The 15,690-nt window shown below is 37.5% G+C and carries 11 protein-coding genes; 9 read left to right on the top strand and 2 right to left on the bottom strand.

Annotated elements, in window-relative coordinates; genetic code table 11:
* Positions 1-217: 217 nt before the first annotated feature.
* Both bsdcttw_RS14705 and bsdcttw_RS14700 read left to right on the top strand, forming a co-directional pair.
* Positions 218-1,771, top strand: a complete 1,554-nt coding sequence (locus bsdcttw_RS14705; protein WP_185255604.1) for a spore germination protein — start codon at positions 218-220, stop codon at positions 1,769-1,771.
* Entirely contained in the window at positions 1,771-3,996 is a 2,226-nt protein-coding gene (locus bsdcttw_RS14700) for an endospore germination permease (protein WP_185255603.1), read from the top strand. The genes bsdcttw_RS14705 and bsdcttw_RS14700 overlap by 1 nt, the downstream gene beginning before the upstream one ends.
* A 399-nt stretch (positions 3,997-4,395) precedes the next feature.
* Here the strand turns inward: bsdcttw_RS14700 and bsdcttw_RS14695 are convergent, their stop codons facing one another.
* Positions 4,396-5,088: a hypothetical protein gene (locus tag bsdcttw_RS14695; RefSeq protein ID WP_185255602.1), complete on the bottom strand. Its 693-nt coding sequence runs from the start codon at positions 5,086-5,088 to the stop codon at positions 4,396-4,398.
* A gap of 428 nt (positions 5,089-5,516) precedes the next feature.
* On the opposite strand from bsdcttw_RS14695, the gene bsdcttw_RS14690 reads away from it, so the two are divergent.
* Positions 5,517-6,365, top strand: coding sequence for a DegV family protein (locus bsdcttw_RS14690; RefSeq protein WP_185255601.1), 849 nt, complete (start codon positions 5,517-5,519; stop codon positions 6,363-6,365).
* Between the two features lie 17 nt (positions 6,366-6,382).
* On the opposite strand, the gene srtB is transcribed toward bsdcttw_RS14690, so the two are convergent.
* On the bottom strand, positions 6,383-7,441 hold the full coding sequence (srtB, locus tag bsdcttw_RS14685) for a class B sortase (RefSeq protein WP_185255600.1): 1,059 nt from the start codon (positions 7,439-7,441) through the stop codon (positions 6,383-6,385).
* A 382-nt stretch (positions 7,442-7,823) separates the two neighbouring features.
* Between srtB and bsdcttw_RS14680 the strand changes: the two genes are divergently transcribed.
* From bsdcttw_RS14680 to bsdcttw_RS14655, 6 genes are all read left to right on the top strand, one after another.
* Positions 7,824-9,911: a polyribonucleotide nucleotidyltransferase gene (locus bsdcttw_RS14680; RefSeq protein WP_185255599.1), complete on the top strand. Its 2,088-nt coding sequence runs from the start codon at positions 7,824-7,826 to the stop codon at positions 9,909-9,911.
* A 427-nt stretch (positions 9,912-10,338) separates the two neighbouring features.
* Positions 10,339-11,523 (top strand): DNA glycosylase AlkZ-like family protein, encoded by a 1,185-nt coding sequence (locus bsdcttw_RS14675; RefSeq protein ID WP_185255598.1) that lies wholly within the window; start codon positions 10,339-10,341, stop codon positions 11,521-11,523.
* Between the two features lie 135 nt (positions 11,524-11,658).
* Entirely contained in the window at positions 11,659-12,909 is a 1,251-nt protein-coding gene (locus bsdcttw_RS14670) for a M16 family metallopeptidase (RefSeq protein ID WP_185255597.1), read from the top strand.
* Between the two features lie 221 nt (positions 12,910-13,130).
* Positions 13,131-14,459 (top strand): iron-containing alcohol dehydrogenase, encoded by a 1,329-nt coding sequence (locus bsdcttw_RS14665; protein WP_185255596.1) that lies wholly within the window; start codon positions 13,131-13,133, stop codon positions 14,457-14,459.
* 229 nt (positions 14,460-14,688) lie between these two features.
* Entirely contained in the window at positions 14,689-15,417 is a 729-nt protein-coding gene (locus bsdcttw_RS14660) for a ClpP family protease (RefSeq protein ID WP_185255595.1), read from the top strand.
* A complete protein-coding gene (locus bsdcttw_RS14655; protein WP_185255594.1) occupies positions 15,402-15,647 on the top strand; it encodes a YlzJ-like family protein in 246 nt (81 codons plus the stop codon). The genes bsdcttw_RS14660 and bsdcttw_RS14655 overlap by 16 nt, the downstream gene beginning before the upstream one ends.
* Positions 15,648-15,690 lie beyond the last annotated feature (43 nt).

Genomic DNA, 15,690 nt, shown 5'->3' with positions numbered 1-15,690 from the left:
TTGATTTTATTAATTGCATAAAGGGAAACAGTAAAAAATGAGAGAAACGGCAATGGTATGAAACTATTGCCGTTTCTCTTTTTTGATTTATTGTTAAAAACTCTATACCTGACTGATTTTCTAGCCTATTATTTCTTTCTGGTAGATATGAGTAAAGCTAAGTTTCTTTGGATATAATACCAGATATATGAAAATCAATGGATTTTAGGAGGATTCTATGACTCTTTTACATGATGATAAAAACCATATAACAGCACTTTTTTCAAAAAATCTGGATGAAAATATCGATACCCTCTCCGCGTTGTTTGAAAATTGTGCGGACGTAGTAAAACGGAAGTTTAGTGTAGGCGGAATCAATCAGGTTGATATTTTCATTATATATATTGATAACATGATTGACAAAGAGCTGCTGGAAATGAATACTCTGCTGCAATTGTTCCGGGATTTAAAGGACATGCCGGTAACTGAACAATTTGACTATATTAAAAATCAAGGGATTCAGACAGTGGACTTAGTAGAGGTTACCACTATTTCAGAACTTGTAGGCCAGATCCTCTCCGGGGATACGGTTATTCTAGTCAACGGTTATGATAAGGCCCTTAGAGTTTCTATGCGAAAAGCGCCTAACAGAGGAGTTCCTACCAGCGAAAATGAGGTTACTGTAAGAGGCTCCAAGGAAAGCTTCAGTGAAGCATTCTTTATAAACAGAGTACTTCTAAGAAGAAGAATCAAAGATACAAATTTAAAGATGAAACAATACAAAATCGGAACCAGAACACTTACGGATGTGGCTGTCTGCTATCTGGATGGGGTAGCAAAACCGGAAGTGGTTGCTGAGATTGAACGGCGATTAAGTGAATATGAGATAGATGGCATATTAGACAGCGGTATGTTAGAACAGCTTACGGAACGCAACACCTATTCGCCTTTTCCGGAATTTCAATCGACAGAAAGGCCGGACAAGGCAGCTGCAGCCTTATTGGATGGAAGAGTTGTGGTTCTGGTAGATAACTCTCCTGTTGCGACTATACTTCCTACCACACTAAATTCCTTTTTCCAGGCATCCGATGATGCCTATACCAGGTGGGAAGTAGCCACATTTCTTCGACTTTTGCGTTATGTAGCTGCATTTATTACCATAGCACTACCCGGGCTTTACGTGGCGGTATTGAATTTTAATTCGGAACTTCTATCACCGGCTATGGCACTTTCCTTTTCAGCGGCAAGAGGAGGAGTGCCCTTCTCGGTACTAGTTGAAGTGATTATCATGGAAATCAGTTTTCAGATGTTATTGGAAGCGGGAGTCCGAATGCCGGGACCTATGGGCGGAACCTTGGGTGTTGTAGGAGGACTTATTATTGGACAAGCTGCAGTGACCGCCAATATCGTAAGTCCTATAGTAGTAATTGTGATTGCATTGACAGCTATTTCAGCTTTTACGGTGCCGAATGAACCTTTTGCATCTGCTTTTCGTATCATTCGTTATTTCATATTGGCCTTATCTGCTTTTCTTGGATTGTTCGGGTTTATTATTGGAATAACATGTATGCTGATACACCTTGGCGGTCTGAAAAGTTTTGGAATGCCTTATATGGTTCCTTTTGCTGCTTCAGGTATTAATCACGGTACGGACACAAAGGATGGATTAGTACGTTTTCCTTTCAGGAAACTCAGAAGAAGACCTTTATATTCTGAAAAGGATGAAAGAACCAAGCTGGTAAAGAAAGAAGGAGAATCATCAGATGAAGATGAGAAGGGAGAAGAATCATAATGTTTTCAGATAATGACAGAATATCCTTAAGACAATTTTCCAGGCTTTTGGTGTTCGACCTTTTTAGTATTTCGGGCTTAATCATTCCGAATATTGCAGCTGCCTCATCCGGAAGGGACGGCTTGCTTGCCATCTGTTTGGGAACATTGTATGCTTTTATCTACGGATATTTGATACTATCTTTATGCAAACAGACAGGCGGAAGATATTTAAACTTTTGTGATGATACTTTTGGAAGATTCGTAACTTTTTTTGTAGCGATACCCTATATCATAAAGCTTTTTTTCTGTCTCGTATTTTCCGCTAAATTATTTGGACAGGTCATTAATCAGACCTTACTTGCGGATACGGATAACCGGATAATCATACTGTTCCTTCTGGTAGTTTCGGCTTATTCTGCTTCCAAGGGAATGGAGGTTAGAGCAAGGATAACGGAAATCATCTATTTTCTTGTGATTATACCAATTATCCTGTTTCTCTTTCTTGGTATACGTAAGGTGGACCCTGGGAATATAACTCCTTTGTTTACAGAGAATCTAAAAGATATCGGAACAGGCAGTTATCTGGTCCTACTGACCTTTAGTGCCCTGGAAATGATGATTTTTGCAGCACCAATGATTCATTACCGGAAATCTGATCTGAGTAAAGGAAAGCGTTTATATAACTATGCAGCCAGAGCAATTATCATAACTGGAATCCTGGATATCCTAATGTATATTGTTACAATGGGGCTGTTAGGCAGAAAAGAAACCGCAGACAAGCTGTGGTCTGCCATAAATATCTTCCAGATGGTAAAGATTCCGGGAGGGATTGTACAGAGGCAGGATGCCTTTATCCTATCCATATGGCTGCTAAGTATTTTTACCTTAACTGCTGCCTTGTTCTATTACCTGACGTATATTTCGGGACATGTATTAAAATTATCAAGCAGGAATTATCTGCTGGTACCCTTTATTTTGCTTGCTTTTGGAGTGGCGGTAATACCCATTGATACGGAGCAGTTTTATTATTTTTTCAAAAAATATATGATGTATATCGGAATGCCCCAGTCACTGATTCTTCCATTCCTGGTGGCTTGCACCGGTAAACTTAAGAAATTTATAAATAAAAAGGCAATTATCAATACCATGTTTGCCATTGTAATAACGGCGGGTGCATTCACCTTAACCGGCTGTAGTGATATGACAGAGATAGAAGACAAGAATTTTATTCAGGCTGTGGGGATTGATACGGAGGGGAAAGACATGATCAAGGTTTATTATATCCTGCCTGACCTCCAGGCTCTGACAGAACAAGGAGCGGAAGACCCAAAGAAATTAAAACTGTCTTTTTCGGATAAGGATTTCACGGAAATTGAACAAGATTATGGACTTGAGAATAATAAGAGACTTGATTTCAGCCAGCTAAAAGCCGTCATACTGGGGAACGGAATTGCAAAAGATAAAGAGAAAATGGATGCCTTCCTAACTTATGTGGAAAATAAGTATGAATTTGGAAGAAACACTCCGATATTCCTGGCGGAAAATACAGCCAAGGAAATAATGGACCTGAACAGCAATATTGAAGGGGGTATCGGGGATTTTCTGGCCCAGTTAAGCCGTATCAATCTAAAAAATAACGGTATTAAAGAAATTGATGCCGGGGACCTGATCCTTGCCAGAAACGAAGGAAATATGAATATTGTCATTCCAATGCTGCGTGCCGAAGAGACGAAAATGAGAGTCTCAGGCATTGGTATTTACTCCGCAGGAACAGTGCAGCTGCATGCCACGGAGAAGGAGAGTGATTTTATCTATTTTGCTTCCGGTTTCGGAAAGAATAAGATTCTTTATCTTCCGGAAACAAATGAAGATGAACTTCCCAAGTACGTATTAAAGATTAACCGAATCACAAGAACAATGGAATTTCGTAATGCAGACGGGAAGCCATATCTTAATATGATTATTGAAGGGAACGCCTCAATACAGAAAGGGCTTGCCAAAAAGGAAGATGAGGCTAGAAACGAAGATATTAAAAAAATTGAAGAGGAATGCAATGACTACGTCAAGAAAAATATACAAAAGACAATAACGGCAATCTGTATAAACGAAAAGTTGGACTATTTGAATCTTTACCGAATGACCGGATACCGAAACAAAAGTTTATGGCTGGAATACAAAGATGATCCGGAGAAGTTCCTGGAGAATATAACGATTAATTTGAAGGTTAATTTTCATATACAGTAAAAGGTGATAGAGACCGTTTCAAATTCTGTGTTTTAGATATTTTGGAGCCTTAATTATTTTAATAAACCCATGAAATGCCGTAAAGGCTGGAACCCTTGCCTTGACTGCATTTCATTGGCTTTTGTGTATTATAATTAAGCCCCAAATAAGATATGCTGTAAAATGGGTTTACACGAAACTATAAACAGACCCAGGTGATAGTTCAACCACGTGATTAACACATGAAAATTCTATGGTTACTTTCATTTTCAATGTTTTTTATAATATACGGTTTGAATAATTAAGGATTCATTCTAAAATACGACGCAGAATACCGCAGTATAGGGCAGTATTCTACGTCACAACATGTTTTCAAAACGACATAAAGAAACAAATGCAGAAAGAAAACTATGAGATGCTTCATTTCTGATTGGATAGCCGATTCTTTAAGGAGTTATAAACAATGAGGTTATAGGCCTTAAATGTTAAGGAATTCTTTTCTAAGGAAGGAAATTCGCCGTTATCCGACCAAACCACTGTAACCATCCTTGCATTTTGAGTAAATGTATCCCAATTCTCAGCAGTCAATCCGGGCTGAAAAGGTTCCCAATGGTCTCTGTAATTTTCATTTTCTTTTTCAGGCAGATATTTGATTACAGGTTCATCAGCCCAAAATTTCAAGTGTTCGGATTCAGAGTATTCTCTCACTGGTATTATACCTTCTATTACTTGATATTGATCATAGATAGTAACATTAGATATTGTTTTGCCATATGCTTTTTGCATTTTTTTCAATACATTATTCATATCCGTATTGTCGGGATAGGTTACATTCACCGCACAAAGCACCGGATTTCCATCTTTTAAATCTATGAAACTAAAGATGATCTCAGAAGTCTTTTCACCGAATAATTTATATCCTTTAAGTGTAAACCCTAAACCTTCTTCAAAATAACTGGTATCCTTTTTGCTTATCTTGTATGCGTCCAATGTTTCTTTCATGCTCATGCCCCATTTTGTTTTGGGGAATTCAGGATAATTACTATCTGCTTTCTTACTGCATGAGCACAGCAGTATTACGGCAAGAAATAGGATTAATAAGACCTTCTTCATATCATTTTCTCCCCCCTTAAATAAATCCAATAATAGTTGCTTTATATTTATTAATAATATCATATGCTTTATAGCAGAGGTAATAATAAAATTGAAAAATTACTGATATTACCAATTCGCGCTAATTTTACTCTACTAAATACATAATGTCAATGTTAAGTTTCGTATTCATCTATGTTAATGCAGCATCAAACCATATTTTTATTAGTTTATCTTAACTAATTTTGCAGCCCTTTCCTAGGGAGTTTTTTTCTTGTAAAATAATAAGTATATGTGATATTATAGAGATTAGATGATAAATATTGAATTTGTGAAAGCAGCATAAAACTAACTAGTTTGTGCTGTTTTTGCTAGTGTTTCTATATTTATAAGCAAAGTAAAAAATAAAAATGAAACATGATAGAACGGAATGTGAAAGGATAGGCATTATGATTAAGATTATAGCTGACAGTACCTGTGATCTATCAAAAGAACTTCTGGAAAAATACGATATAACAATTTTGCCTTTATGTGTTATTATGGGTGAAAATACATATCTGGATGGAGTGAACATAAAAAAAGAAGAGATATTTACTTGGGCGGAAAGGGAAAACAGCTTGCCAAAGACAGCGGCACCTTCCCTAGAAGGAGCTGTGGAGATATTATCACCCTTTGTAAAGAATAACATGGATATCCTGTTCTTTGGCATATCGGAGGAGATGTCTTCCTCCTGCAACGTGGTGCGTCTGGCAGGAGAATATCTGGATTATAAGAACATACATATTATAAATTCACAGAATCTCTCTACCGGAATTGGATTGCAGATATTAAAAGCTGCTGAAATGGCCCTTGAAGGTTATAATATTCAGGATATAAAAGCATATATTACAGAAACTATGAGCGAGAAGGTGAGAGCCAGTTTTGTAGTGGATACTCTTACCTATCTGCATATGGGCGGAAGATGTTCCTCCGTCGCGGCACTCTTTGGAAATGTATTGCAGCTAAAACCTATGATTGCCGTTAAACATGGGATAATGGGTGTTGATAAAAAGTACAGAGGTACAAATCATAAGGCTCTACTAAGTTATTTTAAGGATCTTATTCCGGAACTATTAGAGGCGGATCCAGAGCGGATATTTATAACTCATTCCGGTTGTGATGATGAAATTGTGGAGAGCCTGTATCAGGAAATAGAAAAGCTTAATGTATTTAAAAATATTTATGTAACCCAAGCCGGAGCGGTTATTTCCAGTCATTGCGGCCCTAAGACCCTGGGTATATTGTATGTTGAAAAATAAAGAGGGTACTTCATACCTTAAGGTTTACGGTACCAATCAATCTGACCTGCCTCTAATGCTTCTTTGAAAGAAGAAGTCTTTGGGGCAGTTCCTCCGTAATTCTTATACCAGCTGGCAGGATAGAGAATAGAAGGATTCTTTGCCGCATTTTCTACCGGAACCTGAGGGTCTTCATTCTCCCTGACTTTTCTAGCCACAATGATTGTCCTGTAATTGTCAAGTTCATAGGAACAGGTGGAGAGGGTAATAATCTGATCCTTTTCATTTAGATCGACGGGAAGATTATAGATGGAACGGACTCTAAGCTGGTACAAGAAGTCCAGAAAATCAGCATCATCCTGAAAATCAGCCCTGGTAAAGTTAAAGAAATCATCATTTATATCAGCATCGGCTTTGAAGATCGAAAATATCTTCCACTGGCCTTTCTGATAGAGGGTATTAAAGGTAATAACGGAGTGCTGCCTATAATAATCAATATCATTGTATTTAATAAGATAATGGAACATGTTGTCAGAGGACTTCATGTTATGACCATACAATACCATATTTCTTGTGTTATTCTCAACAGAGGAGTTTACATCCAAAAAGATACTGCCGGCCTTGTCTGTCTGCCGGTTGATATTTCTGTGCAGGTAGTATTCCGGGTCCTCTTTGCTGGATTGAAGCACAGGATAATCAATGTTTGTACCGTCAATGGTAAGCCAACCCTTTACATCACTGTTAATGGAGAGCAGTGCAGAAAATTCTTTCAGGCGGCCCTCCTTATCATAAAGGCTGTCGGAATCGGCTGGGGAACTGCTGTCAGAAGCAGAGATTGCTGAGTCAGAGGAAGCAGCCTCTGCCGAAGGGGTTATGGAACTGTCAGCACTTTTAGTTCCATTCTTTAATTCTTCCTTTTCGATTTCTTCTTTTGATGCTTCATAAAGGTTCCTGGCTTCGGTAACCGCTTTTTGGGAAATATATGGTCGTAGTATCAGTTCATACCCTAAGTAAACAGCAGATACCAGAAAAACACCAAGGGAAATATAGCGTATTACTTTAATAATATTATTTTTATGAATAGTCTTATTTTTCATACAAACCTCCGTGTGAATATTCAATCTTTGATTAAATATTCCTGAATCTGAAGCTAAAAAAACAGTTTTTTGTTTTTTCAACAAAGAAGTGCTCTTTATTATGTATTTATGTTGATATTATACAATATTTTTCTGTACATGGGAAACACTAATAATAAGAATTTGGATTTATAATTCTTCTTATATATATAGACCTTGGCACATGAAAAATTTAGTAGTAATTTAAACTTATAAGTGCTATAATATGACGAAGCAGGTTTTTTATGCCAACATGCCAGAGATCGTCTCCGAGACTTCTGAAAAGGGCATCGGCTTTTGATTCGGTGGATTTTTCAGTAGTTTCGGCATCTTTGGCAAATTTATCAATAAAGGAGTATAATTCATGTACAAAAGTTTTTCCATGGAGCTTGCCGGAAGAACACTTACCGTTGATGTAGGCAGAGTGGCAGCTCAGGCAAATGGTGCAGCATTTATGCACTACGGTGATACCGTTGTTTTATCAACAGCAACAGCATCTGACAAACCAAGAGAGGGAATAGACTTTTTCCCGTTAAGCGTTGAATATGAAGAAAAATTATATGCAGTAGGAAAAATTCCCGGAGGTTTTATCAAAAGGGAAGGAAAAGCTTCTGAAAATGCAATTCTTACCTCACGTGTCATCGACAGGCCCATGAGACCTCTTTTTCCCAAGGATTACAGAAATGATGTAACCCTTAATAATCTTGTAATGTGTGTGGACCAGGACTGTAGCCCTGAGCTTACCGCTATGCTTGGTTCCGCTATCGCAACGGCAATATCCGATATTCCCTTTGACGGACCGACAGCTTCAACTATGGTTGGTATGGTTGATGGTGAACTTGTCTTTAATCCGACCAGTGCACAAAGAGAAAAGTCTACGTTAAGCTTAACCGTAGCTTCTACAAAAGAAAAAGTTATCATGATTGAAGCCGGTGCTTATGAATTACCGGAAGATAAGATGATTGAAGCAATTTTTGCAGCTCATGAATTAAACCAGAAAGTTATTGCTTTTATTGAGACAATCGTTGCTGACTGCGGTAAAGAGAAACACGCTTATATTAAATGTGATACACCGGAAGAGCTCTATGCAGATATGGTGGCTTTCATTACTCCTGAGGCAATGGAAGAAGCAGTTTTTACCGATGTGAAGCAGGTAAGAGAAGGCAATATCCGTGAAATTACCGATAAGCTTACAGAGCGTTACCAGGAAACACATCCGGAATGGATACCGTTACTTGGTGAAGCAATATATAAATTCGAGAAGAAAACCGTACGTAAGATGATTCTAAAGGATCATAAACGTCCTGATGGCCGTGAAATTACACAGATAAGACATCTGGCAGCAGAAGTTGATATTCTTCCAAGAACTCATGGCTCCGCTATGTTTACCAGAGGACAGACACAGGTTCTTACCATAACAACATTAGGTGCTCTTGCAGAAATTCAGAAGTTAGACGGAATTGATGAAAATGAGAAGACGAAACGTTATATGCACCATTATAACTTCCCTTCCTACTCTGTAGGTGAGACAAAACCTTCCAGAGGACCGGGAAGAAGAGAGATAGGACATGGCGCTTTGGCAGAGAGAGCGTTAGTTCCGGTATTGCCAAGCGAAGAAGAGTTCCCTTATGCAATCCGTACCGTATCCGAAGTATTAGAATCCAATGGCTCCACTTCTCAGGGAAGTATCTGTGCTTCAACACTTTCTCTTATGGCAGCAGGTGTTCCTATTAAGAGCATGGTAGCAGGTATTTCCGTAGGTCTTGTTACCGGTGAATCAGATGATGACTACATTATCCTTACCGATATTCAAGGTCTTGAAGATTTCTTTGGGGATATGGACTTTAAAGTAGCCGGAACCCATAAAGGTATTACTGCAATACAGATGGATATTAAGATTCATGGTTTGACAAGAGAGATTATTGAGAAGGCTATCAGACGTACAAAAGAAGCAAGAACCTATATTCTGGATGATATTATGGCACCTTGTATCAGCAGTCCTCGTTCTGAAGTTGGACCTTATTCACCTAAGATTGTTCAGATTAAGATCGATCCTGCCAAGATTGGTGATGTTGTTGGACAAAGAGGAAAAACGATTAATGCTATTATTGACCAGACCGGTGTTAAGATTGACATTACCGATGACGGTGCCGTATCCGTATGTGGTGTTGATTCTGACAGCATTCAGAAAGCAATTAAGTTGATACAGACAATCGTTGCAGACTTTGAAGAAGGACAGATTTTCGAAGGTAAAGTTGTTAGTATCAAAGAATTTGGAGCTTTTATTGAATTTGCACCGGGCAAAGAAGGTATGGTTCACATTTCCAAGATTTCTAAGGAGAGAATTGATAAAGTAGAGGATGTTCTTACTCTTGGAGATGTTGTTAAGGTTGTATGCCTTGGTAAAGATAAAATGGGCAGAATCAGCTTTAGTATAAAGGATGTTAAGTGATAAGCAGTTAACAATTTAATAATTGTTTGATAAAAAGAAGCAGTCTATTAATTCTTGCGACACATGGTTTATTTACCATATGTACAGAATCAACAGGCTGCTTTTTTGACATAGATAGACATTATTCAGGATTATAGTTTTATGATATAGGAATCTAACTTGATAATTAATAGAACAATCTGTTCGTATTCACTTCTTTACTAGTTAGGATACTGTACAAAAGGACCCTCATTAAGATATCGGGTTGAAGAAAATTGGGCTTGTAAAATACTGCCATAGGTATTATAATTTGTAAAAGAACAGATGTTCTTATTGGAACAGCTGTTCTACTGATTTTAGGACAAGCTTTTGTATGTAACGAATAAAGCTGATAATATGTAACGAATAAAGCTGATAAAAAGACAATGGAAGAGGAAAGGGAGAATATATGAAGCAATATTATCTATCCAGAAAAGAAGCAAGAAGGTTGCTGCTGATGAAACAAGGCCTCCTTGGGGAACACCGTTTTCACGGAGAGGAAGGAATTACTTCTTATATTAAGCAGGCAGGCTGTATTCAGTTTGACCCTGTTGACGTATGCGGTAAGAATCCAGAGCTGGTACTGCAGTCAAGAATTAAGGGTTTTCAAAAAGAAATGTTATATAAACTGTTATATCAGGACCGCGTACTGATAGATTATTTTGATAAGAACCTTTCCATATTTTTAACAGAAGATTTTCGATACTTTGAAAGAACAAGAAAGCGTATGGCTGAAAATGCCTGGTTTCAAAGGGAAGTCAATGCACTTGCACCGGTTATTCTAAAGAAGATGAAAGAAGTTGGTCCAATCAGTTCAAAGGATATAAAGACAGGGGAGAGCGTTGATTGGTATTGGGGAATGAATACCAGCTTATCAAGAATCGCTCTTGAGAATCTTTATTTTGCCGGAGAATTGATTATCCATCATAAAAAGGGCTCGAATAAGTATTATGCACCTGCAAAAGAGTATTTGGGGAAAGAATATAAACGCAGGGACCCTTTAAAGGAAGATTATGATCATTATAAATGGAGAGTATTAAGAAGAATATCCGGTGTGGGACTGCTTTGGAATAAGCCTTCCGATGCCTGGCTAGGTATCAAGAATCTTAAGGCCTCGGACAGGGAGAAAATATTTGGTGAGTTATTGGAAAAAGGTAAAATAGTTAAGCTAAATGTAGAAGAGATAAAGGATCCCTTGTATTGTATGAAAGAGGATATTAAGTTATTAAGTAGTGCGAAGGAATCCTGTACTGAAAGAACAGAATTATTGGCACCACTTGACAATATGCTCTGGGATAGAAAGCTTATTCAAAGTCTCTTTGATTTTGATTATAAATGGGAGATCTATACCCCCCTTGATAAACGGAAATATGGGCATTATGTGCTTCCTATCTTATCTGACGACGATATTATTGGCAGAGGTGAATTTATATTAAACCGTAAGAAAAAAGCGCTGGACGTAAAGCGGATATGGCTGGAAGAAGGCAGGAATTGGGATAAGTATCAGGAAGGTGTAAAAGGTGCAGCGTATCATCTGGCGGAATTCAATGGTGTGACAGAAGTAAACTTTGACAAGGATTTTGTTCAGTATTAGCATTACACAATATGAAAGAAAAGATTAAAAATACAAATAATGTAAATAAATAAACACATTGGATTTTTCACTGTTGTATAATAACTGCAATGATGATACAATTGAATTTATCGATTATCAGAAAGGTTGAAATTAATGGTAAATACCAGGAAATTATCCAATGGAATAACTGTTGTATTGGAAGCAATGCCATATCTAAGAAGTGCGGCATTAGGGATATGGGTTAAGGTAGGTTCTTCCAATGAGAATGCTAAGAATAACGGGATTTCACATATAATTGAGCATATGCTCTTTAAAGGAACAGAAAACAGGAGTGCAAAGCAGATTGCAGATGAAATGGCTAAAATAGGAGGAGATATTAATGCCTATACCAGTAAGGAATGTACATCCTTTTATGCGGTAACCTTGGACGAGCATCTACCTATTGCAATTGATATATTAGGAGATATGTTTAATAACTCTCTTTTTGAAGAAAACTCATTTCAAAAGGAAAAGGGGGTTATCATAGAAGAAATTGATATGTATGATGATTCACCGGAGGATCTGGTTCATGAAATGCTTCAGATGAAAGTCTGGGACAAGCATCCTCTGGGGTATCAGATTTCAGGGTCGAAAGAAACAGTAAAAAATATCACCAGAGCGGAAGTAGTGGAATTTATGAAAAAGCACTATGTAACTCAGAATATGGTGATATCTGTAGCGGGTAATTATAAGGAAGATGAAATTATGGAACGGTTAGAGCTGAATTTCAGTAAGATACCATCCGGTGAAAAATCAGTAATAGCCCCCGCACCTACTTATGAATCTACATTCTATGTAAAAGACAAAGACGTGGAGCAGCTCCATCTGAATATGGCTTATGAATCGATTCAATCAGATGCAAGTGAAAAATATATACTTACTGTTCTGAATTCAGTGTTCGGCGGAAGTATAAATTCCAGATTATTTCAGGAAATCAGAGAAAACCTTGGTTTAACCTATACAATATATTCCTATGGAAGCTCATATTCCAAAGCAGGACTTTTTCATATATACGGTGCTATGAATCCTTCTCAATTAAAACCAGTCATAAATAATATTTTTCAGATTATTGATGATATCAAAGAGAACGGGATTACGGATGAAGAACTCTCGATGTGTAAGGAGCAGATAAAAACGGAACTTATACTGGGCGATGAGACTGCAAAGAATCGTATGAACAGCAATGGAAAGGCAATGCTTTTCCGAGGATATATTATACCTTTAGAAGAAATTATCGAGAAGGTGAATGCTGTAACCAGAGAAGAAATCAAACAGTTTGCAGCCAAATATTTAGTGAAAGAAAATGTTAGTATTTCCCTGGTAGGGAACTTAGAAGGCATTGATAAAGAAGGACTTTTACAATAGACCTGCTCCTATTAAGGAAAGATTAAAAATATTCATGAAATTTAAGGAACAGGACACGGATTCATTAATATAATAAAATATAGTGTTTTTAACGGAGCGTATGGCTTATGCAACTTTTATAAAGAAGATTGAATATGTAATTACCCTTTTATCTTAGCGATAATAGAGTGTATTACAGGCTGTGGCTCCGTTTTTCTGTATAAGAAAAGGGAGGGTATACCGTGCAAATAGACTTAAGCAGATTTCGTGGAACTTGTACTTGCGGCAGAACCCATGAGATATTTGTAAAGGATATACTAATTGAAGAAAATGCATTAAGAAAACTTCCTGATAAAATAAAGAATATACATAAAGGTCCAAATAGCAGCATTGTTGTTATCTGTGATACCAATACATACCAGGCAGCAGGAAAGCAAATCGAAATCCTTCTGCCGGGATCTGAATTTGTAATACTTCCGGCCAATGGTCTTAGGGCGGATAATATTGGGCTTGCTTTGGCTAAAAAAGGGATATTGGCTTCTGATAATCCAAGACTGCTCATTGCAGCAGGTTCCTGCACGATACATGAAATCAGCAGGTATCTTGCGAAAGAATTTTGTATTCCTTTCGTTTCGGTTCCTACGGCCGCCAGTTGTAACACTTATGCTTCTCCGGTATCCGTAATAAATTGGAATGGATTTAAGAAAGTATTACCGGGAGTTTCACCGGTTTTCGTTCTCGCAGATACGTTAATTTTTGCAAAAGCTCCCTATAAGCTTACTGCAGCAGGGATATCCGCTATGCTTGGTAAATATACGGCTCTTACAGATTGGGAGATATCCCATATGGTAACTGGTGAGTATATCTGTAACCGGGTTTGCGAAATGGAAATGACTGCGTTAAAGGATGTATGCATAAGTATCAATAACTTAAAGGGAGCTTTGCAGGAAGCCGGTACGAAGGAAGCAGGTACGAAGGAAACTGGTACGAAAGAAGCTTATGAGAAATTAATGTATGCCTTATTGCTATCAGGTGTTACCATGCAGATGATTGATAGTTCAAAATTTGAAGGCCGCATGTTGTCCCAGATTTCTGGTTTGGAGGACATGGAAATGAACAGCACAAGTTCAGAGGTTAATCATGGAGAAAAGTTCTCATTGGGTTTAATGATGGCAATACATACCTGTCATAAAATCAAAAGTTCTATAAGAAACGGAATCTACAAAGCAATACCATATGACGGGATAGCGTATAATTTATTAGAGGTGAATTTTAGAAGGAAAAGTAGTCGGGATGAAATCCCAGATACAGGGTTAGAGGAATCCTTTGAATTAACGAATGAATGGGAACATGGCAGTAAACGACCTTTAATTGCCGGCGTTCTTGATAAATTGCCTTCCGAAGCGGAACTGATAAAACTAATGACTGCTGTTGATTGTAAAAGCAAAGAGAACTATGGGAAACCACAAGATATTTTGGCTCCGATAACGTTACGACTTGTTCCCTACATACGAAATAGAGCAGAGTTAATCAGGCACTCAAAACTTTTTAAAATGAAAAATGAGACTTAAAATGAAATACAAATTAATTTATATGAATTAACTTATAATATTGATAATACAAAAAAAGATTAACCATACAAAAATATGGTTAATCTTTTTTATGTTAAGGTTTCATGATATTTTAACTTTGATTTGGGAATATTAAAACTTATCACGATGACAATATGTGAAGACGTGAACAGCCATAAACTGGCATATAAAGGATAAAAGAAATACGAAATAGATGTAAGGAGATGCCATGAGTAAAGACGAAGCCAAGCTTGAGAGAGAAAAGGAAGAAAAGGAAAAGGTAGAGTTAGATGATGGTAAGATCAGGGAATTCGGACAAACAACTCTGGTTAATGAAGAAAGAAAATCTAAGATTCACCTGCTTTCTATTATAGGAGAAATTGAAGGACACGAATGCCTGCCCCAGCATAATAAAACAACGAAGTATGAACATGTCTTACCACAGCTTGCCGCGATTGAAGATAGTTCAGATATTGACGGACTCTTGATTCTTATAAATACGGTAGGAGGAGATGTGGAAGCGGGACTTGCAATTGCAGAGATGATAGCATCTTTAAGTAAACCGACCGTTTCATTAGTATTAGGAGGAAGTCATTCTATCGGTGTGCCTTTGGCAGTGTCAGCAAAATACAGCTTTATCGTTCCCACTGCCACCATGATTATACATCCGGTGCGTATGAATGGCACAGTGATAGGGGTTTCACAGACTTACGATTATTTTGAAAAGATACAGGACCGTATTTTGAATTTTGTATCAACTCATTCCAAAATTGAAAAGGAAAAGTTAAAAAATCTGATGCACAACACCAGCCAGCTTGCGAAAGATGTAGGCTCTATATTGGTAGGCATTGAAACAGTAGAGAATGGGATTATCGATGAAGTAGGCGGAATTAAAGAAGCATTAGGTAAATTATACGAACTGACAGGAAGAGGTGAGAAAGAATGCTCTACACCGTAGTACCTCTGGAGAGAATCTACACTGATAGAACAGATTCGTTGATTAAGTCGAAGGATAACAGAGAAAAGACGACTGATGTAGAACGAAGTGGATTTGGTGTAGAACATGGTAGAATATATACCAGACGAGAGGGAGATAACTATATTATTGAAGGAATACAGTCCACCGATATGCAGGATTATTTGAATCCCCAGTATTCCCCGGGGAATAATTTTCCTTGCAAGGAATAGGGTTTAAGGGTATAATAAAATTATGGTAAATTCCTGAAAGAAT

Source organism: Anaerocolumna chitinilytica, assembly GCF_014218355.1.
GTDB classification, from domain to species: domain Bacteria; phylum Bacillota; class Clostridia; order Lachnospirales; family Lachnospiraceae; genus Anaerocolumna; species Anaerocolumna chitinilytica.
This window is presented reverse-complemented; position numbering and strand designations above follow the sequence as displayed.

Bases quoted from the DNA above. Each gene is read 5' to 3' on its own strand.
- bsdcttw_RS14705 (WP_185255604.1), top strand. From the start codon at position 218: ATGACTCTTTTACATGATGATAAAAACCATATAACAGCACTTTTTTCA.
- bsdcttw_RS14700 (WP_185255603.1), top strand. From the start codon at position 1,771: ATGTTTTCAGATAATGACAGAATATCCTTAAGACAATTTTCCAGGCTT.
- bsdcttw_RS14695 (WP_185255602.1), bottom strand. From the start codon at position 5,088: ATGAAGAAGGTCTTATTAATCCTATTTCTTGCCGTAATACTGCTGTGC.
- bsdcttw_RS14690 (WP_185255601.1), top strand. From the start codon at position 5,517: ATGATTAAGATTATAGCTGACAGTACCTGTGATCTATCAAAAGAACTT.
- srtB (WP_185255600.1), bottom strand. From the start codon at position 7,441: ATGAAAAATAAGACTATTCATAAAAATAATATTATTAAAGTAATACGC.
- bsdcttw_RS14680 (WP_185255599.1), top strand. From the start codon at position 7,824: ATGTACAAAAGTTTTTCCATGGAGCTTGCCGGAAGAACACTTACCGTT.
- bsdcttw_RS14675 (WP_185255598.1), top strand. From the start codon at position 10,339: ATGAAGCAATATTATCTATCCAGAAAAGAAGCAAGAAGGTTGCTGCTG.
- bsdcttw_RS14670 (WP_185255597.1), top strand. From the start codon at position 11,659: ATGGTAAATACCAGGAAATTATCCAATGGAATAACTGTTGTATTGGAA.
- bsdcttw_RS14660 (WP_185255595.1), top strand. From the start codon at position 14,689: ATGAGTAAAGACGAAGCCAAGCTTGAGAGAGAAAAGGAAGAAAAGGAA.
- bsdcttw_RS14655 (WP_185255594.1), top strand. From the start codon at position 15,402: ATGCTCTACACCGTAGTACCTCTGGAGAGAATCTACACTGATAGAACA.